Below are 17,763 nucleotides of genomic sequence, written 5' to 3' on the forward strand. Positions count from 1 at the left end.
TAATCAGTGGGGGATGAACCCCCCACTGATTAAAGTTTCACTTTATTTCCTATTTCTTCCTCTTATTATACTATTAAAATACAGAATTTTCTAAAATAGGAGGTTTATATGTTACAACAACAGTTAGAAGAAATTCGTAATAATAATTACATACTGGATAACAAAGTTAACATTGATTCTTTAAGTTCCAATATGCTTGAACATATCGGTGTTACTGATGGCTATTTAAGAGACAAACTTATCTGCTCTGCTTTTTATCATCTCATCAAAAAGCAATACATTTCACACACGCAATTACAGAAACTACTATTAGAAAGCATCGGTGAAAAATATTTATTTTATAAAATTCATTCAGATGACGAAGATGCGGTATTTACCCGTGCATTTACAACATTATTAATTGCGCTCATTATTGATGCCGATACAAATCATAATTTCTTATCACAGAATGATATTTTAAATGTAAAAGATCAATTAATTCTATATATGAACAATGAACATGATTTCCGTGGATATGTGCGAGACCATGGCTGGGCACATAGTATCGCTCATGCTTCCGATACGTTTGAGGTGCTTGTTCGTAATCCTAAACTTAAAACTTTATATTACGAAGAAATATTACAAACTTTATTAAACAAAGTTTGTGTTCATTCCATCTATTACAAATATGAAGAAGATGAACGTCTCGTTTATCCAATTGTCACAATGCTACAAAATGGTCTAAAGGAAGACGTACTCATATTAGCCCTGCATGATTTAGTAGCTCAATTACAAGTAAAAAAATCCACGCTACATATTGAATCATACGAATTTCTATACGGAAATATTAAATCTTTCTTACGTAGCTTATTTTTCAGACTACGTACACTTTCCATATGTAAAGAAACCGAATGTGAAATTGAAAAATTGCTACAAGAACTTCCAAAATATTATTAAAAAAAGAAGGCCACTTAAAAAGTGCCTTCTTCTATTTCACTAATATTTAATTGAAATTTCACGATCCAAACTGAGAAAAGGTGGACAAGAAGCGCAAACGCCATACATGCTCCGCTTAAAAAAGTTAGTATAGGATGCGAATACACGTGCCCTAATCCATAGGATATCGCCACGAAAAATATAGTTATGTAAATATAAATTGCTCCATGTATTTGCCTCATATGAACCTCCTTTTCCCATATTATAACATAAATTTTCTGATTATTCACATTAATCTCTTGTAATCAATATTTCTCAACTGTTACACCTCTAACAGCAGCCTTAATATATGGTGCCCCTTGTAAACTTTGTAAATCCTCTGTTTTTCGCGTTACAACTACACCGTATATTTGTAAGTCTTTTACTACGAAATTTTTCATCTCATTATAGTTTTCCCTAAAATATTTTTGATATCCCCCTTTATTTTCACTTAAAGATATCCAAATACAGCTTTTCTATAATTTTTTTCAAAATAAAAAAGCACATCTATTTTGATGCGCCCTTCACATATATTTTATTAACATATAAATCACTTTTTTGAAACAAAAACTCTCACTCATCTCTCTCCATACTATCGTTATGACTTAGTTTCCATAATAATTGAACGAGGATAAAACCCCAGCTTTTCATAAAACGATACAGCTTCATTTCCGTACACTACTGTTAATTCAATTTCATCTATCTTCTTCGCTTTAAACCATTCCACTGCACTATTCATTAATTTCAAACCAAATCCGTTTCTTCGGTATTTTTCATCAACGAATAAAACTTCAATCTTTCCATTTACACTTTTGCTATACGCTATACAACATCCTAATATATTATCTGTTTCCGCCTCAACTAATACTTCAATTCTATACTCTCCATACTTTGAATTTTGTTTATAAATTTCAATACGTTCCTCAAACGTCATTCTTGGATAGTCACCAGAAAAATGTTTTGATGTATTATTATGATATTCATGCAATTTATTTAAAGGTTCTCTTATTACTTCTATTTCATCGAGAGTGATATATTTATTACTAATCCTCATCCTACCGCATCTCCAATAATATATATTCCAACCAAAAAAATGACCATTTTACGGTTATAAAATACCAATCTATTATTTCATCGCGTCCTTCACAACATCTTGAATCATAACGACTTCTGTTTTCATATCAACAGGGGGTGCTTCTTCATCAATACATTCATACCAAAACGCTAAGTGCTTTTTATCAATTTCATGATGAGAATTTTCGACAAGAGCCCCGCCTTCTCCTTGCACAGAATACCAATATAAGTACTCTTCTCCATCTCTTATTTCCCGGAAAATTGTCTCTACATACATCTTTTCGTCGTTTAATGTCAAAAGCACTTCTTTCATATTTTCATTAAGAAGCTGCATCCATTCATCTACACGATGACTTTTACCTTGTTTCACTTTAAATCTCGTTAACTCTACATTCATTTTTATTCCCCCGTTTTCTTACGTACAAACAATCTATATTCTATTGGATTATGAAAACTTAATTTACTAGCTAATTGTTGCGAAGGAATATTGTCTACATAACAATCCCAGCACGGTGTAATATCATTTTGCATGCAATGTTCAATAAACCGTGTTGCAACAGCTTGAGCTAATCCTTTCCCTTGATATGCTTTATGCGTCGCAATATCAATTTCAGCAAATCCATTCCCATTAAATATCGAAACACATTCAGCTACAATTATCCCATCTTGTTCTATACAAAATCCGAAACCACTGTTCAAAAATAGCTCTTTTGACCCCCAATATTCTTTATAGTACTCCTCTGTAAATTCATTGCTTCGTTCTATATCTCTTCTATTAATACGCTTCACTTCATATGTACTTTTGTTACAATCTCGTTTTTTCTCTTCAAAGGTTACGCTTTGAAATTTCATTCGCGGGATGTTACGAAGTACATTACTAAAACGCTCTTCTAACATCATTTCCCACTCGTCACTCGAAGTGAACAATGTAAATCTCTTCTCTGTTTTTTCAATAGCCATTTTTAAATACATAAATAAATCTTCATTATAATTTTGATCATCCGTATCACCAAATAAATAATAGATACCATTAGCTGTACGAATTAGTCCTGCTGTTAATTTCTCGTTTGTAAAAACCTCACCATCTATCATTTGATCACATACCGCATAAGCAAACGTCGTCGTTTTTGTATGACTTTCTAAAATCGGAAGGATTTTTCTATACTGGGCTACAGATAACTTTTTCATAATTGCTCCACTTTAATCGTATCAGCTGCTATATTTTCAAAACAAAGATTTACCGTTCTCTTTAACGCTCTCGTTCTATGAATCGTGCATGCTGGAATTAAGATAGAATCATTTGGCTTTAAAACTGCCGTTTCTCCATCTTCAAAATCGATAAGTAATTCTCCCTCTAGTACAATAAATAATTCATCCGAATTAGAATGATAGTGCCAATCATATTCACCAGTAAATACAGCGATTCGTAAGCAATGACTATTTACATTTGAAACGACGAAGTTTTTATGCTGATCTTGAATGTCCTTTGTTAATTCTATTAAGTTCACAGTTTCCATCTTTCGTCCCATCCTTTCATTAGTCGTTCTTCTGAAAAACTAGCTTAGTCTCCTCCACCATCACTTGATGAGCTTGAAGCATATGAAGATTTTTTGCTCATTTTTCTTTGCTTATCTTTCTTACTTTCATGACTAGGCCATACTGTATCAAAAAATATAAAGAATAAGACTAATTCTATTGCAACAAGGAGAAATTCTAAAATACTCTCAATAATATTAGGAGTTATCTCAAAACTGTAAAACACTCCAAATGAATACATACACAAAATTACATACAGAGCCATACAAATATACCGAAATGTTTTTTCAATTATAAGGACTACTTTTTGTGAAAAAGGTATGTTCTGTTCCTGTTTTTTCTTTATGTACTTTTGTCTTTTAGCTTGCTTTTGCTTCCTCTTTTTGCTCCCCACCCAATCCCCTCTTTTGACTTTTATTTTTCATTTAATTCCAAATTATCACAAAAAACAACATTGTAACAAGCTATATTTCACGTAAAGCTTTGTTTACTTTTTGTAAAGTTTTATTTACTTATTACCTAAAAATGGATATAATAAATGTAACAAATTTACAAAAAGGAGACTTTGTATATTTGATTAAAAATAAGGTAAAACAATTCCGCGTCGTTAGAGACATCACCCAAGAACAATTAGCTTCCTCTGTTCAAATCACTAGACAATCCCTCATCGCTATCGAGAAGAATAAATACAACCCAAGTTTAGAATTAGCATTGAAATTATGTGAGTTTTTCAACTGTAAAGTAGAGGATTTATTTCAATTAGATAAAACTGGGGAGGAAAAAGAATGAAAAATACTTTTAATCAAAAGTTCATTTCACATCTTACTTTTTTAGTGTTAGGATCATCTTTTCTTTATTTCAGTAGTAATGACGAAGAAAAGATTAGTTCTGTCCTTCTATTCGCTGGCGTATACATACTCTTGACCTTGATACTATTAGTAGCGAAACGAATATTCTTTAAGAAAAAAAAGAACGATGCAGAGAAGTATCCATTACCTGAGATGGATGAAAGAATCGAGAAGATGAGTTTAAAACTTATGGCACAAATTTTTGGTCTCTCTCATTTAATCGGCTCTGCAATACTATTTATTTTATATATCACTGACAAAAACTCGGTGATACGAGTTGAGTATGCCTTATATTATTTGTTCGGCATTCTTTTCTTTACAATGATGTTCGGATTGAAAATTGTAAAGAAACTAGACAATTAGCCTAAATAAAAAGCCCTTCCTTACAAAAGGAGGGGCTTTCATGTATTTCTATTATGATAAAGCAGGAGCTTTTTCAAGTAGCTCTTTCGCATCAGCGTATTGTAAACCGTGCGCTTCTGCAACTGCTTCGAATGTTACATAGCCATCTAATGTGTTAATACCTTTTAGTAATGCAGTATTGCCTAGGCAAGCATCTTTATAGCCTTTGTTCGCAATTTGCACTGCATATGGTACTGTTACGTTTGTTAATGCAAGAGTTGATGTACGTGGAACCGCACCTGGCATATTCGCAACTGCATAATGAACAACGCCATGTTTTTCGTAAGTTGGGTTGTCGTGAGTTGTAATACGGTCAGTTGTTTCGAAAATACCACCTTGGTCAATCGCGATATCTACAACGACAGAACCTGGTTCCATTGATTGAATCATTTCTTCTGTTACAAGTTTTGGCGCTTTTGCACCTGGAATTAATACCGCACCAATAACAAGATCAGATTCTTTTACAGCTTCTGCAATGTTGTATGGATTAGACATTAAAGTTTTTACTTGGTTACCGAAAATGTCATCTAGTTGACGAAGGCGTTCTGCACTTAAGTCGATGATTGTTACATCTGCACCTAAACCTACTGCAATCTTCGCTGCGTTTGTACCAGCTTGACCACCGCCGATAATTGTTACTTTGCCGCGTTTTACCCCTGGAACGCCTGCAAGTAAAATACCTTTACCACCTTTGTTTTTCTCAAGGAATTGTGCACCGATTTGTGCAGACATACGACCAGCTACTTCACTCATAGGTGCAAGTAATGGTAATGAACGATTGTCTAATTGTACTGTTTCATATGCAATTGATACAACTTTGTTATCAATTAATGCTTTCGTTAATTCTGGTTCTGGAGCTAAGTGTAAGTATGTGAATAAAATTAAACCTTCACGGAAATAGCCGTATTCACTTGCAACTGGCTCTTTTACCTTCATAACCATATCTTGATTCCATGCTTCTTCAGCAGTTTCAACAAGTTTCGCACCAGCTTGTACGTATTCTTCATCTGTAAAGCCAGATCCTAAACCTGCTCCTTTTTGAACAAAAACTTCATGACCATTTTGTACTAAATGTACCGCTCCCGCTGGCGTCATTGCCACGCGGTTTTCATTGTTTTTAATTTCTGTTGGAATACCGATACGCATTATTAGTTCCCCCTTGAGTTATGAAATGACCCCTGAATCATTTTTTAAAGCGCTTTCTACGCTCTTATATTTTAACATAATATCTCAATATTTGACAAAAAATAATACAAGTTTTCCGATAGTTTTAATCTTAGATTAAAAGACAGTATTATCCATACTTCTCAGCGTAAAGGATAAACTGTCCAATTATTCGAAACTTCACTTTATTTCGCTCTATCGATGTCTATGAATCACATCTACTGCACCAGTTACTTCAATAATTGTACCGGTAATCATATCGGAATCGTCCTCACATAAAAACGAAATCGTTCTTGCGATATCTTCACCTGTTCCAGATCTACCAATTGGTGTGTTATGTTCTTTCAACTGACGTGCTTCTTGAATTGTCGCTTCTTTCATTTCACCAATAATATCACCAGGACATACCATATTTGCAGTAATACCATATTCTGCTTCTTCATAAGCAACTGTTTTCGTTAATGAAACAAGTCCTACTTTCGCTGCTGCAAAAGCTGAACGATAAATCCATCCCGGTGCGCTATCTGCTCCTTGGAATCCGTAATTAATAATACGACCAAAGTTCTGCTTTCTCATAACTGGAACGACAAGTTTCAACAAATGAAATACCGCTGTTAAATTACCCTGAATCATTTCATTCCATTCATCTTCTTCATAATCGACTAACTTTTTTCGTTCAAATATATATGGACCAGCATTATTAATTAAAAAGTCAATTTTGCCAAAACGGCTTATCGCTTCTTCTACTATTTTATGTAAATCTTCTTTTTTCGTGACATCCGCTTGCACGAATTGTAGACGTTCTTCCTTATTTTTATATGTTTCTTTCATCATTTCCATAGCAGTTATATCGCTATGATATGTTACTGTTACTGAATATCCTTTTGCCAATAACTTTTCTGTTACTTGCTTTCCTAAACCTTTCGTACCGGCTGTAATGAGCGCATGTCTCACAAAACTGCCTCCTTTTAAATTGCTATAGTTCATATGTAACAAGTTCTCGCACCAATTACAACTAAAATGAATTGAAACAGAGTTTTCGAAATTCTGTAACGTTTCCGACAAGCACATTACCAAAATTTGTTTTATAATAAAGTTGTAAATGGTAATAAAAATGATTGGGAGGAATTTACTATGAATAATACATATACAAATATTTTAATCGCGGTGGACGGTTCTAAAGAAGCAGAAAAAGCCTTTAAAAAGGCAATTCAAGTCGCTAAACGAAACAATGCAACATTAACAATTGCTCATATCGTTGATGTAAAAGCATACTCAGCAGTAGAAGCTTATAGCCGTGCAATTGCTGAACGTGCCAATCTATTTGCAGAAGACTTATTAGAAGACTACAAAAAAACTGCGCTTGAAGCTGGCCTTGAAAAAATTGAAACTGTATTAGAATTTGGTAATCCTAAATCTAAAATTTCAAAAGAAATCGCTCCAAACCATAAAGTAGATTTAATTATGTGTGGTGCAACTGGTTTAAATGCTGTAGAACGTTTCCTAATTGGTAGCGTCTCTGAACATATTATTCGCTATGCGAAATGCGATGTCCTTGTTGTTCGTGGTGATGAGGAGCAAGGTGATCTTTAATTTATAGATAAAACACTAAATTTAATGTGCAGTACTGAATCTAAAGTAATTAAAGATAAATAAGATATATTGTTAAGGCGTATCTAACACAGTGTTAGATACGCCTATTTTTTAAGCTTTTATCGCTTGTTTATTACTACATTTAGAGTTTGTTAATCTCCCCCCATTTTTACATTGAATCCTCCAGGAGATTAGCATTCAAACTGATTCATTTTTAAATTTTATAAACACACAGAATATTCCCTTGATATAATCAGATTGTAAATACTAGGAAAAGAAGGGATGGTATGACTCAGATAAAGGTTACGCCTGAAAGGTTAGAACAGGTAGCTAAAACAGTACAAAATGCTAGAAACAGCCTAGAATATATACATAAAGATTTATACAATCAAACTGAATATATCGCTTCTCAATGGAGTGGTGCAACAAGTAATCATTTTTATCAAATGTTTAATGATGCTAAACCAAAAATGTTTTCTGTTCTCCAAACTTTAGATAATATTGCAGATCAACTCACACATGCTGCTGATAAATTCCGAAATGCAGATCAACTCTATGGAGGAAATTCGGTTAAAAATAGCGATGCGAATACTAGCACTACCTCAGCTCAAAATGAAGAAGTTGATATGGGAAAACTAACTAGAGATTTGGCAGGAGAGTTAACAGGAGAATATGATATAAGACGTGTCACAGAAGGTGTCGATCCTGATACAGGTAAAAAACTTTCATGGTGGGAACGTAGTTTAGCTGGAGTAATGGTAGTAGCTGGTATTACACCTATCGGAAAAGGCGTTAAAATACTGAAATCAGGAAAAAAAGTTACAAATGCTTTAGACGCCGCAGCACAACTAGAAAAAAGACGAGAAACTCTAGCAAAAAATACAAAAGCTGGGGATGTTTTTGAAAAAGAGATGGAAGCAACTATACGAAAAGAAAAAGCACAATCGGAATTAAATAATCAAGTCACGATTATGACAAAATCAGGGGTTCGAACACGTTTAGATATAGCAGGGAAGGATGTAGATGGTAAAATAGATTTGATTGAATTAAAATCTTCACCAACTGCACCTCTTACAAAAAATCAGAAAAAAGCATTCCCTGAGATTGAAGAGAGTGGTGCAATTGTTAGAAGTAGAAGCAAGCCACCTTTTGAGTATCTTGAAGAGATTCCACCAACTAAAGTTACAGTAATACGAAAAAATGACTAGGAGGTTTTTATATGGCACTACATGACATAGATCAAGTAGATTTAATTTCTCTAGATAATGAAAATGAAGATATAGTATATTTAACTATTTTTGATGCATTAGATTGGGAAGAAGAACATGAGCATGCATTACTTTTACAAGAAAAGATAAATAGATATCTAGCATTTATTGAAAGTGGGGAAATCTATGAAACAACACCTGAAACAATCGAAAAAAATAAATTTGTAATTCAAGTATATGCGCTACATGAACGGAATGAATATGGTAAAGAATTTTATACCCTAGTTCAGGACCATTTACATGAAGCAGGTTACGGATTGCAATTTAATTATCGACCAATGGAATCAATAAATAGCACCCATGAATAATCTGATTTTTCACACCCTCTTATACTTTAATGTGGTATAACAGAATTAGTAAGTGCTGGTGTGTGATAGGAGGTTATATCCTTTCTTTCTCTAATTTCACAGGGCAAGAGAGGTGTAACCGATATGAATTTTTCACAATAATTATTGCAGGATACTACAAAGCTATTCGTAACAATATTCATCAAACTAAGAGAAACTCCCATCCCAAAAACGATATTTTTCTTGTAAAGTGACAATAAGATTATTTAATTAAACAATCTCAAACAAACATAGCCCCGTACTAAATTTAGTACGGGGTTTAAAATAGCTTTTTAACTTTTTGATGTAAGATACTTCACTATAAACACAAAACAAACCACAACAACAATAACGATCGCCAACACATAAGGCGGAAGAAGTTTTAAGGACCACAGTGCCATCATGATCGTAGCGACGGTTAAATATGTTTTCTTTGCATCTTCTGTCATTTTTTTACGAAGCAAGAAAACATACAAATAACCAATTGGCGGCGTAATAAAGCAAAGAACATATATAATTTTTGATTTCAAATACCATTTTTGTTCTCCGAGTTTCTTTATATCTTCTTCTATTCTCTTATGCTCTTTTTCTCTCGCTTCTTCTACAAGCGGATCTTCCTCTTCTCCTCGCTTTTCTTTCATATAGGGAAGAAAGTGCATGAAAAAATAGTATGCAAATACGAACGCTCCAAATCCAATATTTACTCTTTCTAATGGAATATGCTCACTAAAAAAAGCGGCAGCAATCACTAAAGAAAAACAATACGTTGTTATCCAAAATGAACGTTTTCTCTTTTTTCGTTCCATTTCTTTTTTATCTTGTACATCTTTTCTTTTCGAAAGCCATATTGAAATACAGCAATCTACTACAAATAGAGTAAAGATAAATATCCCGATGTGTACTGTTTCTACATCCTCAAATGAAAAGATATTTGGGAATGCAACGTGCAATACAATTAGCGTATACAAAATTAACCCTATAAAATAAATACGTCTCATTTTCCATCCCCTTCTTATTTCCTAACATTACATTAACATACATTTTTTAGAAATAGACGGACAAAATATATATGTTTAAAAAAGGAGGATGTAACATGGATGATTCTGAACGTATTATTTTAGATGTGAATGGGAAAGAAATCGAAATGTTAGATACGATTCGCGCACATTTTAGAGAAACACACGGAATTGAACTAAGTAATGGTGCATTGCTGCGAGATTTGATGGATATTGAGTATATTCGAATTACAGAAGATAGACATAAGTATGATTAATCGATACATTGTAAGCCTAGAGCAGATTGCTCTAGGCTTACTTACATTTACACGAAAAATGTTATAATTAGGAAAAAAGTGGAGGATACGAAAATATGAAATCTGAAAATATCTCAAAACATTTTCATACATTACATATACAAAGGAACGAGTCCCTTCCTCAGCTCCATTCACTATCACAAGAACAACTATGGTATAGGAAAGAGGACAAAAAATGGTCTATTGGTGAACACTTTTATCACTTATATTTAATTGCAAGGATGCTCAAAGTAGCGATTAAATTCTCTCTCACTCTTATCCCTTATGCAAAACTAAGAAAAAATGCCCCATTTGCAACTGACATACATGACATTTACGCCGAATATAAAGAAAAACATGATAAAGGAATGAAAGCACCTTGGATTTTAATCCCCTCAAAAAAAGTCTATCACTCTATGAATGTAACTGAATTAGAAGAATTACTTGCACGTGAAACAGATGAAATAAAAAGGCTCGTTCAAAATATAGAAGAAAATATTGCAGGACATATCGTATTTTTTGATCCAATTGCTCACTATCCTAACCTCATTCAATCTATTCAACTATTAGCAATACATGAGAAACATCATTTTATGATTATGAAAAATAATTATAAAATGATAGATACACTGCTAAAAGTCTAAATACAAAAAGTAAGGTGCTTTCTATAAGGCACCTTACCTTCTATGTTATGCATCATTTAATTCCAACAAACTCTATGGCTAATCCTTTCGCCTTCTCCAAAGCTTTTTCAATTTGCTCAAATCCAGTACCGCCAGCACTGTTACGACGTTTCACAGCTGCATATGGCGAAAGAACTTCATACAAATCTTCTTCAAATAACGAACTCATTTCTTTATACGTTTCAAGTGGTACATCTACTAAATAAATTCCTTTTTGTGTGCAGTGTAGCACTAGCTTCCCAACAATTTCATGAGCTTGACGGAATGGGAGTCCTTTACTTGCTAAGTAGTCAGCAATTTCTGTTGCGTTTGAGAAATCTTTAGTTACAGCTTGCCCCATCTTTTCTTTGTTGACAGTCATCGTTTCTAGCATGCCTGCCATAATATGAAGGCACCCTTCTACTGTTTTTACTGTATCAAACATTCCTTCTTTATCTTCTTGCAAGTCTTTATTGTAAGCGAGTGGTAACCCTTTCATGACTGTAAGTAAACTAAATAAATTACCATATACTCTGCCTGTTTTTCCACGGATAAGTTCCGCCATATCTGGATTTTTCTTTTGTGGCATAATGCTGCTTCCTGTTGCGTATTGATCGCTCATTTCAATAAATTGAAACTCTTGGCTACTCCACAAAATAAGTTCTTCACAAAATCGTGATAAGTGCATCATGAGCATAGATGAGTTACTTAGGAACTCTAGTATGAAATCACGATCACTTACTGCATCTAAACTATTTTCATAGATTCCATGAAATCCAAGAAGCTCTGCGCTATATTCTCGGTCAATCGGGAATGTTGTCCCTGCTAACGCTCCTGATCCTAATGGCGAAATGTTAATACGCTTTAACGAATCTTCATAACGATTCACATCACGCTCTAACATCCAAAAGTAAGCGAGAATATGATGTGCAAATGAAATTGGCTGCGCACGTTGCAAGTGCGTATAACCAGGCATAATCGTTTCAATATTATTTTCTGCTTGATGAACAAGAACCGTTTGCAATTGTTTTGTAGCTTTAATAATATGTTCTACTTTTTCTTTTAAATATAAATGCATATCAGTCGCTACTTGATCATTACGGCTTCGGCCTGTATGAAGCTTCCCTCCTACTTCGCCAATTTGTTCAATTAACATTTTTTCAATATTTAAGTGAATATCTTCTGCTTCTACTGAGAATTGAAGCTTATTCTCTTTTGCTTCTTTTAATAAATACTGAAGCCCTACCTTTATTTTCTCAGCTTCTTCTTTCGTAACGATGCCTTGCTTTGCTAGCATCGTTACGTGTGCAATACTCCCATTTATATCTTGATTAACTAATTGTTGATCGAAGGAGATGGATGCTCCGAACTCTTCAACCCACGCTTCCGCTTCTTCTGTAAAACGTCCGCCCCAAAGTTTGCTCACGCTTTCACCTTCTTTTGATTCACTTGGCTGTATACTTTCGTCGGTAAACCGAATAATGAAATGAATCCCACTGCTGCATCATGATTAAATTCGTCCTGGGCAGTATATGTTGCTAGTTTTTCATCATATAAAGAGTACTCAGATTTACGTCCTTCTACAATCGCATGGCCTTTAAATAATTTCACACGCACTGTACCTGTTACATTCTTTTGCGTTTCTTGTAAGAATGCATGAAGTGCTTGTTTTAAAGGTGAGAACCATAAACCGTTATAAATAAGTTCTGTTATTTTCTGCTCAATCATCGGTTTAAAATGCGCTACTTCTTTTACGAGTGTTAAATCTTCAAGTTCCTTATGCGCCGTAATTAATGTCATCGCTGCTGGACATTCGTATACTTCACGCGATTTAATACCGACAAGACGATTTTCTACGTGATCGATACGTCCAACGCCATGTTTTCCAGCAAGCGCATTTAACGTTTTAATTAATTCTGAAAGTGAATATGCAGTGCCATTTAAAGTAGTTGGTACGCCTGCTTCAAAGCCGATTTCTACAAATTCTGGTTTATTCGGTGTATCTTCTAATGACAATGTCATCTCATATGCATCTTCTGGCGGCGCTGCCCATGGATCTTCTAAAATGCCACATTCGTTGCTGCGTCCCCATAAGTTTTGATCGATCGAGAACGGGCTATCTAAATTAATCGGAATTGGTACATTATTTTCTTTTGCATAGGCAATTTCTTCTTCACGTGACCATTTCCATTCACGTACAGGCGCAATTACTTCTAAATAAGGATTTAACGCTTGAATAGAAACTTCAAAACGAACTTGATCATTCCCTTTCCCTGTACATCCGTGTGCAACTGCAGTCGCTCCTTCTTGTTCTGCGATTTCTACTAATTTTTTCGCAATAAGCGGACGAGATAATGCAGAGACAAGAGGATATTTCCCTTCGTATAACGTGTGCGCTTGCATCGCCATCAATGCATATTCATTTGCAAATTCTTCTTGAACATCAATCATATATGATTTAATTGCACCTACTGAAAGTGCCTTTTCTTTTACAAATGCTAAGTCTTTACCTTCCCCTAAATCTAAACAAAGCGCGATAATATCGTAATTCTTCTCTTGTAACCATTTAATTGCAACGGAAGTATCAAGGCCTCCGGAATATGCTAATACCACTTTTTTCTTCTCCATTTTGCATCCCCCTAAAGAATAAATATTCATTTTCTTTTATAATAATTCACACTTTAACACCTTTTACAAAATGTATCAAGAGTCATTTTCAAATTTTTTCAAACAATTTCGTCGAACTTCTTTCTTTTTTTATGTAAAATAGAGGCAGGAAAATGGAGGTGTATGTATGGAAAAATATTTTATATACAATGAGCATCTAGGAATTGCAGTGCCGAATATACAAGAAGAATGGGATGACATCTCTGAAAAAACACAGCACGCTATTTTACTAAAATGGGAACAAGTTCGCGGAAAGATTCCTGATCGTATAAAAGAACTCGAACACTATATTAATGCAAAACAACATCATTTAAATAACGAAGAAGACTTCGAAATTTCTTGCAAACTGAATTCAGAAATTGCCGATCTCGCTTCCATCATTAATGATCTTTGGCTTTGGTATCGACTCACTCAAAATGTATCTGAGGGGAAGGCACACCAATGAAAAAAGCATGCCCCTCAATTACTTTGGGTCATGCTTTTTTGTCGTAACACGATTTACAATATATTTCTTGTGCAGTTTTCGCCAAACATACATCAAATGGACCTACTAACAGATTTCTCTCCTTAGGCAGTTTCACAAAAGCAACTAGCTCTTCTTCATATTGAATCTTTTTTTGACATATAACACATGTTAATTCTTTTCTTTTGAACATGTCTTTTAGCATACCTTCAATCTCTCCTTTATCTATCTATATTAATATACTCTCATAATAGTTAAGACTTGTAAAAAAATGACACATTCTGAATTGAATCATTCATATACTATGTACAAAAGGAGGTCTAAAGTTTATGCGCGCTTTCATTATTATCGCTTTAACTTTTTTAAGTGTGATTAGCTGGGATGCATTTTTTAAAGATAAAAGTGATGAAAAGAATACAACTGAATAAAACTCATTTTTTCTTACTTATTGGACAAACCGTTAAAAACTGTCCAATTCTCCGAAATAACGTAGGCTTTTCTACAAAAATATTTAAACATAACAATTTTTGTAGATTCCCTCCGTTTATTGTCGGTTTCCATCCGCATACATTTTTTGAAAGTATGATATAATAATATAAATCTTGAAGGAAGGGATTTTGATATCATGATCGCTCGAAGGAGCATGTGGCATCGTATTGACGAATCATACACGTAGCGTATTTTTCAGCTCAGATACTTTAGTCTAGCGAAAAAAATACGAGAGTGGGGAAATTATGATTGCCCGAAGGATAATTTGGCAAAAAAAAGACTCTTCTTACACATAGCGTTTTGTTTAGGACTTAATTGTTACTAGCTAAACAAAACAAAGAAGAGCAGGATTGCTAAATGAAGAATCCTACTCCACGTTTTGTTTAGTCGTTTTAAGACTTAAACTAAAACGAAGGTAGGGAGAATTGATGGACGAGAGGATTATTCGTTATTTCTTCAGCGACATATAGCGTAGTTAGTTTTTTCGTAAACTAACTGAAAGCTACATGTGAGCTCGTAGTTAGTTTACAACACAAAAAGGACTACTAACTACGGAAAGAAGGAATAACGATGAGGAACATCCAAAGTCGACAAATTATTAAAGAAGTTTTTATGGTTTTAATCGGTTCATTTATTTTAGCAGCAGCGCTATATCACATTCACTTCCAAAACCACTTAACAGAAGGTGGCTTTGTAGGTATCGCACTATTCATCCAAAATTTTTATGATATTTCACCATCTATTTCAACTGTAATTATGGATATCCCAATTATTTTACTATGTGCTTCATTTTTAGGTAAAAAAATGGTTGGCTATTCATTCTTAGGTTCAATTTCATTCGGAGTATTTTATTCTCTTATGGAGAATTATTCTCCATTTACGGTCGATTTATCAAACAATTTATTTATAGCTGCAGTAGTTGGCGGTGCATTAGCTGGTATTGGACTCGGTTTTATATTGCGATTTGGCGGTGCAACCGGCGGAGACGATATTTTAACAATTGTATTAAGTAAACGAACTCGTTTTACAATTGGGCAAATTTTCTTCGTCTTTGACGCGATTGTTCTTGCGCTTTCATTATATTATTTAAATTGGACAGAAATTGCATTTACTATTCTTTCGATTGCCGTACAGGCAAAAACATTGGATTTAATTTATTATCCAAAAACAGAAAAAGCAGAAGAAAAGCAACCAGTATCTATTCCAATGTCCAAAAAGCATGCAACAAATTAAAAAAGCGAAAGGCTTCGGCCTCTCGCTTTTTTTATGTTCTTTTTTCCTTCTCGACTATGTGGCGCACTTGATAAAATCTATTTGCAAATTCAGTAACGTTTCTTGTTAAACGATAATTCACTGTAGACCCGATCGCCATTCCAATTACCGGAATACCTTGGAATAATTTACGACGAAGAGCATAAATCGAAAATGTTTTCAAAATTTGTTTTAAGATGATTTCAGTAGAAGCTGGTTGTAATACCGCTTCGTCCCCTTCATAGAAGAACGAATCTTCTTGCTCTAGCTCTTGCAGTAAATTGTACCATGCATATTGCTGAAGTCTTCCTGGTAGCAACGACGCATGAAATACCTTTAACGCAAGCATCATTTCATAAGGCTTGTTCACATCATGCCCAAATGATGTTGCAATAAGTTGGACAGCCTTCACATTTAACGCAATCATAACTGGAAAATCAGCTGTTAATAATAATAAACCTCCAGCACCCGTCGCTCCGCCTTGTACGAATGAATATAGGCGATGTCGTGCTGTTTGCTGCTCTGCTATGTATGTTAATTGATCAATAGATAATGCTTTTAAATCTTCTAGTTGATCAATCGATTCATCAAACAATCTCGATGTTCCTAAAATACGATTACGCGCATCTAACTGTGATTGTGAACTTTGAATCAATGCATGTAAATGAAAGAGCCATCCATCTGCTTTCGTAAAGAAATCTTTTCGTTTTTTCTCAGGCAATTTCGCAATTGTATTATGTACCCATTTATCAAACATTTTTTGAAAATCAGTCGCTTCTTGCTCAACTAATTGCGATTCCCATTCTTTTATATTGTCTAAAATGGCTTGTTCTCGCTTCGATCGCATCGTAACAACCACCTCGTTCGATTTTTTTCTATTGTAACATATTTCTGCTTATTCTTTGCAAATATGCTTGTCTGTCTTTATTCACACACCATTTTTTAGTGACATAAAATATTAACAAAAAGGATGAGATGAATCTCATGAATCTATCCAATATAAAAAAAGAATATAATGCCGTATTCAGCTTAGGACAAAACTGCTGGCCTGCTTGGGCGTTATATCAATTCGAATTATCACCATTCTTTGGTGTTATTGATTTTATGCTAAGCCCTTCATTAGAAAAAGTGAATGTATTATTACAAAATCGATTTGACCGTTTTTTACAACTCGAAAACTTATCCTTTATCTCATTTTGGGATGATGATGCGAAATTAAGACTAAGGGACAATCTTTATGAAATTGACTCCTGTCATGACTTTAAAACAGATGTAAATACACCAGCTTCTTGGCCTTCTTATACAGAAATCAAGCTAAATTATGAGCATCGAATTCATCGTTTTCTAACTACAATTGAAACGGCAGAATCCACATTGTTTATTCGAACTGGAGGAACATACGAAGAAGCACGTTCCTTGGAACACATTTTATCCCAAATAGTTAAACATACATTCTCCGTCCTATTACTCATTCCTGAAGATGTACCAACTGTTGTAGAAGAAGATTGGGGATTACAAAATATTTGCGCTATAAAATGCCCTATTATGGATGTATATCAGTACAATGAAGCATTTTGGAATGACTTATTTGATGGGATCACGATTAGACCACACTCTTAAATAAACGACACCTTTTATTACAAAACACATTATAATTATCCTTATACAAAATAAAGTGAAACTTTAATCAGTGGGGTTTTTGTTCATCCCCCACTGATTATTAGTTGAACCAATCGGACTTTTACGGACAGTTGATCCCCCACCTAACTTCTTTG

At 34.1% G+C, this 17,763-nt stretch carries 24 protein-coding genes and 1 pseudogene; 11 read left to right on the top strand and 14 right to left on the bottom strand.

The features are described 5' to 3' along the window. Window positions 1-108 precede the first annotated feature (108 nt). On the top strand, window positions 109-936 hold the full coding sequence (locus KI369_RS00855) for a DUF2785 domain-containing protein (RefSeq protein WP_212954776.1): 828 nt from the start codon (window positions 109-111) through the stop codon (window positions 934-936). 14 nt (window positions 937-950) lie between these two features. Here the strand turns inward: KI369_RS00855 and KI369_RS00860 are convergent, their stop codons facing one another. From KI369_RS00860 to KI369_RS00890, 7 genes and pseudogenes are all read right to left on the bottom strand, one after another. Continuing rightward, window positions 951-1,157, bottom strand: a complete 207-nt coding sequence (locus KI369_RS00860) for a hypothetical protein (protein ID WP_048544386.1) — start codon at window positions 1,155-1,157, stop codon at window positions 951-953. Between the two features lie 63 nt (window positions 1,158-1,220). Beyond that, window positions 1,221-1,412 (bottom strand): annotated as a pseudogene (locus tag KI369_RS00865) (hypothetical protein); the annotation flags it as partial. Window positions 1,413-1,552: 140 nt separating this feature from the next. Further along, window positions 1,553-2,008, bottom strand: coding sequence for a GNAT family N-acetyltransferase (locus KI369_RS00870; RefSeq protein ID WP_212954777.1), 456 nt, complete (start codon window positions 2,006-2,008; stop codon window positions 1,553-1,555). Window positions 2,009-2,080: 72 nt separating this feature from the next. After that, the gene (locus KI369_RS00875; protein WP_212954778.1) at window positions 2,081-2,425 is read right to left on the bottom strand and encodes a DUF6176 family protein; all 345 of its coding nucleotides are present in this window, start codon (window positions 2,423-2,425) and stop codon (window positions 2,081-2,083) included. Window positions 2,426-2,427: 2 nt separating this feature from the next. Beyond that, the gene (locus tag KI369_RS00880) at window positions 2,428-3,216 is read right to left on the bottom strand and encodes a GNAT family N-acetyltransferase (protein ID WP_212954779.1); all 789 of its coding nucleotides are present in this window, start codon (window positions 3,214-3,216) and stop codon (window positions 2,428-2,430) included. Then, window positions 3,213-3,545 (bottom strand): cupin domain-containing protein, encoded by a 333-nt coding sequence (locus KI369_RS00885; protein WP_212954780.1) that lies wholly within the window; start codon window positions 3,543-3,545, stop codon window positions 3,213-3,215. Before KI369_RS00885 ends, KI369_RS00880 begins: the two co-directional genes overlap by 4 nt. A gap of 44 nt (window positions 3,546-3,589) precedes the next feature. Continuing rightward, window positions 3,590-3,958, bottom strand: coding sequence for a hypothetical protein (locus KI369_RS00890; protein WP_212954781.1), 369 nt, complete (start codon window positions 3,956-3,958; stop codon window positions 3,590-3,592). Window positions 3,959-4,089: 131 nt separating this feature from the next. Here KI369_RS00890 and KI369_RS00895 point away from each other — a divergent pair, with 131 nt between their 5' ends. Next, window positions 4,090-4,353 carry a helix-turn-helix transcriptional regulator gene (locus KI369_RS00895; protein ID WP_002003636.1) on the top strand — a complete coding sequence of 88 codons (264 nt, stop codon included), beginning with the start codon at window positions 4,090-4,092 and terminating at the stop codon, window positions 4,351-4,353. Beyond that, entirely contained in the window at window positions 4,350-4,775 is a 426-nt protein-coding gene (locus tag KI369_RS00900) for a hypothetical protein (RefSeq protein ID WP_212954782.1), read from the top strand. Before KI369_RS00895 ends, KI369_RS00900 begins: the two co-directional genes overlap by 4 nt. 51 nt (window positions 4,776-4,826) lie before the next feature. Here KI369_RS00900 and ald read toward each other — a convergent pair whose 3' ends face one another. Then, the gene (gene ald, locus KI369_RS00905; protein ID WP_001219405.1) at window positions 4,827-5,960 is read right to left on the bottom strand and encodes an alanine dehydrogenase; all 1,134 of its coding nucleotides are present in this window, start codon (window positions 5,958-5,960) and stop codon (window positions 4,827-4,829) included. 213 nt (window positions 5,961-6,173) lie between these two features. Further along, a complete protein-coding gene (locus KI369_RS00910) occupies window positions 6,174-6,965 on the bottom strand; it encodes an SDR family oxidoreductase (RefSeq protein WP_212954783.1) in 792 nt (263 codons plus the stop codon). A 147-nt stretch (window positions 6,966-7,112) separates the two neighbouring features. Here KI369_RS00910 and KI369_RS00915 point away from each other — a divergent pair, with 147 nt between their 5' ends. The 3 genes from KI369_RS00915 to KI369_RS00925 all read left to right on the top strand — a co-directional run bounded on the left by KI369_RS00915 (window position 7,113) and on the right by KI369_RS00925 (window position 9,147). Continuing rightward, on the top strand, window positions 7,113-7,571 hold the full coding sequence (locus tag KI369_RS00915) for a universal stress protein (protein ID WP_001066672.1): 459 nt from the start codon (window positions 7,113-7,115) through the stop codon (window positions 7,569-7,571). 287 nt (window positions 7,572-7,858) lie between these two features. Next, window positions 7,859-8,779: a WXG100 family type VII secretion target gene (locus KI369_RS00920; protein ID WP_212954784.1), complete on the top strand. Its 921-nt coding sequence runs from the start codon at window positions 7,859-7,861 to the stop codon at window positions 8,777-8,779. A gap of 11 nt (window positions 8,780-8,790) precedes the next feature. Further along, window positions 8,791-9,147, top strand: coding sequence for a DUF6572 domain-containing protein (locus KI369_RS00925; RefSeq protein WP_014893481.1), 357 nt, complete (start codon window positions 8,791-8,793; stop codon window positions 9,145-9,147). 311 nt (window positions 9,148-9,458) lie between these two features. Here KI369_RS00925 and KI369_RS00930 read toward each other — a convergent pair whose 3' ends face one another. Next, window positions 9,459-10,163 (bottom strand): hypothetical protein, encoded by a 705-nt coding sequence (locus KI369_RS00930; protein ID WP_212954785.1) that lies wholly within the window; start codon window positions 10,161-10,163, stop codon window positions 9,459-9,461. A gap of 95 nt (window positions 10,164-10,258) precedes the next feature. Between KI369_RS00930 and KI369_RS00935 the strand changes: the two genes are divergently transcribed. Beyond that, window positions 10,259-10,438, top strand: a complete 180-nt coding sequence (locus tag KI369_RS00935; RefSeq protein WP_000342755.1) for a hypothetical protein — start codon at window positions 10,259-10,261, stop codon at window positions 10,436-10,438. A 95-nt stretch (window positions 10,439-10,533) separates the two neighbouring features. Continuing rightward, window positions 10,534-11,100, top strand: a complete 567-nt coding sequence (locus KI369_RS00940) for a DinB family protein (RefSeq protein WP_212954786.1) — start codon at window positions 10,534-10,536, stop codon at window positions 11,098-11,100. Window positions 11,101-11,152: 52 nt separating this feature from the next. Here the strand turns inward: KI369_RS00940 and argH are convergent, their stop codons facing one another. Beyond that, window positions 11,153-12,544: an argininosuccinate lyase gene (argH, locus tag KI369_RS00945; RefSeq protein WP_212954787.1), complete on the bottom strand. Its 1,392-nt coding sequence runs from the start codon at window positions 12,542-12,544 to the stop codon at window positions 11,153-11,155. Then, window positions 12,541-13,746 carry an argininosuccinate synthase gene (locus KI369_RS00950; protein WP_212954788.1) on the bottom strand — a complete coding sequence of 402 codons (1,206 nt, stop codon included), beginning with the start codon at window positions 13,744-13,746 and terminating at the stop codon, window positions 12,541-12,543. The genes argH and KI369_RS00950 overlap by 4 nt, the downstream gene beginning before the upstream one ends. Before the next feature lie 166 nt (window positions 13,747-13,912). On the opposite strand from KI369_RS00950, the gene KI369_RS00955 reads away from it, so the two are divergent. Next, complete coding sequence (locus KI369_RS00955; RefSeq protein WP_151626262.1) at window positions 13,913-14,230, top strand: radical SAM protein; 318 nt, start codon at window positions 13,913-13,915, stop codon at window positions 14,228-14,230. 28 nt (window positions 14,231-14,258) lie between these two features. Here the strand turns inward: KI369_RS00955 and KI369_RS00960 are convergent, their stop codons facing one another. Further along, on the bottom strand, window positions 14,259-14,453 hold the full coding sequence (locus tag KI369_RS00960) for a hypothetical protein (RefSeq protein WP_212954789.1): 195 nt from the start codon (window positions 14,451-14,453) through the stop codon (window positions 14,259-14,261). Between the two features lie 854 nt (window positions 14,454-15,307). Here KI369_RS00960 and KI369_RS00965 point away from each other — a divergent pair. Then, window positions 15,308-15,970, top strand: a complete 663-nt coding sequence (locus KI369_RS00965) for a YitT family protein (RefSeq protein WP_212954790.1) — start codon at window positions 15,308-15,310, stop codon at window positions 15,968-15,970. A gap of 31 nt (window positions 15,971-16,001) precedes the next feature. On the opposite strand, the gene KI369_RS00970 is transcribed toward KI369_RS00965, so the two are convergent. Further along, window positions 16,002-16,835, bottom strand: coding sequence for an EcsC family protein (locus tag KI369_RS00970; protein ID WP_212954791.1), 834 nt, complete (start codon window positions 16,833-16,835; stop codon window positions 16,002-16,004). Between the two features lie 137 nt (window positions 16,836-16,972). Between KI369_RS00970 and KI369_RS00975 the strand changes: the two genes are divergently transcribed. Next, entirely contained in the window at window positions 16,973-17,608 is a 636-nt protein-coding gene (locus tag KI369_RS00975; protein ID WP_212954792.1) for a DUF1796 family putative cysteine peptidase, read from the top strand. The last annotated feature ends 155 nt before the right edge of the window (window positions 17,609-17,763 follow it).

The sequence above is a fragment of the Bacillus sanguinis genome (genome assembly GCF_018332475.1).
GTDB lineage: Bacteria > Bacillota > Bacilli > Bacillales > Bacillaceae_G > Bacillus_A > Bacillus_A sanguinis.

What these genes read in the sequence shown, in the direction of transcription:
- KI369_RS00925 (WP_014893481.1), top strand. Translation starts at nt 8,791, where the DNA reads ATGGCACTACATGACATAGATCAAGTAGATTTAATTTCTCTAGATAAT.
- KI369_RS00950 (WP_212954788.1), bottom strand. Translation starts at nt 13,746, where the DNA reads ATGGAGAAGAAAAAAGTGGTATTAGCATATTCCGGAGGCCTTGATACT.
- KI369_RS00895 (WP_002003636.1), top strand. Translation starts at nt 4,090, where the DNA reads ATGGATATAATAAATGTAACAAATTTACAAAAAGGAGACTTTGTATAT.
- KI369_RS00910 (WP_212954783.1), bottom strand. Translation starts at nt 6,965, where the DNA reads ATGAACTATAGCAATTTAAAAGGAGGCAGTTTTGTGAGACATGCGCTC.
- KI369_RS00875 (WP_212954778.1), bottom strand. Translation starts at nt 2,425, where the DNA reads ATGAATGTAGAGTTAACGAGATTTAAAGTGAAACAAGGTAAAAGTCAT.
- KI369_RS00965 (WP_212954790.1), top strand. Translation starts at nt 15,308, where the DNA reads ATGAGGAACATCCAAAGTCGACAAATTATTAAAGAAGTTTTTATGGTT.
- KI369_RS00855 (WP_212954776.1), top strand. Translation starts at nt 109, where the DNA reads ATGTTACAACAACAGTTAGAAGAAATTCGTAATAATAATTACATACTG.
- KI369_RS00940 (WP_212954786.1), top strand. Translation starts at nt 10,534, where the DNA reads ATGAAATCTGAAAATATCTCAAAACATTTTCATACATTACATATACAA.
- KI369_RS00970 (WP_212954791.1), bottom strand. Translation starts at nt 16,835, where the DNA reads ATGCGATCGAAGCGAGAACAAGCCATTTTAGACAATATAAAAGAATGG.
- KI369_RS00900 (WP_212954782.1), top strand. Translation starts at nt 4,350, where the DNA reads ATGAAAAATACTTTTAATCAAAAGTTCATTTCACATCTTACTTTTTTA.
- KI369_RS00960 (WP_212954789.1), bottom strand. Translation starts at nt 14,453, where the DNA reads ATGCTAAAAGACATGTTCAAAAGAAAAGAATTAACATGTGTTATATGT.
- KI369_RS00880 (WP_212954779.1), bottom strand. Translation starts at nt 3,216, where the DNA reads ATGAAAAAGTTATCTGTAGCCCAGTATAGAAAAATCCTTCCGATTTTA.
- KI369_RS00975 (WP_212954792.1), top strand. Translation starts at nt 16,973, where the DNA reads ATGAATCTATCCAATATAAAAAAAGAATATAATGCCGTATTCAGCTTA.
- KI369_RS00915 (WP_001066672.1), top strand. Translation starts at nt 7,113, where the DNA reads ATGAATAATACATATACAAATATTTTAATCGCGGTGGACGGTTCTAAA.
- KI369_RS00870 (WP_212954777.1), bottom strand. Translation starts at nt 2,008, where the DNA reads ATGAGGATTAGTAATAAATATATCACTCTCGATGAAATAGAAGTAATA.
- KI369_RS00955 (WP_151626262.1), top strand. Translation starts at nt 13,913, where the DNA reads ATGGAAAAATATTTTATATACAATGAGCATCTAGGAATTGCAGTGCCG.
- KI369_RS00930 (WP_212954785.1), bottom strand. Translation starts at nt 10,163, where the DNA reads ATGAGACGTATTTATTTTATAGGGTTAATTTTGTATACGCTAATTGTA.
- KI369_RS00885 (WP_212954780.1), bottom strand. Translation starts at nt 3,545, where the DNA reads ATGGAAACTGTGAACTTAATAGAATTAACAAAGGACATTCAAGATCAG.
- KI369_RS00860 (WP_048544386.1), bottom strand. Translation starts at nt 1,157, where the DNA reads ATGAGGCAAATACATGGAGCAATTTATATTTACATAACTATATTTTTC.
- KI369_RS00920 (WP_212954784.1), top strand. Translation starts at nt 7,859, where the DNA reads ATGACTCAGATAAAGGTTACGCCTGAAAGGTTAGAACAGGTAGCTAAA.
- KI369_RS00935 (WP_000342755.1), top strand. Translation starts at nt 10,259, where the DNA reads ATGGATGATTCTGAACGTATTATTTTAGATGTGAATGGGAAAGAAATC.
- ald (WP_001219405.1), bottom strand. Translation starts at nt 5,960, where the DNA reads ATGCGTATCGGTATTCCAACAGAAATTAAAAACAATGAAAACCGCGTG.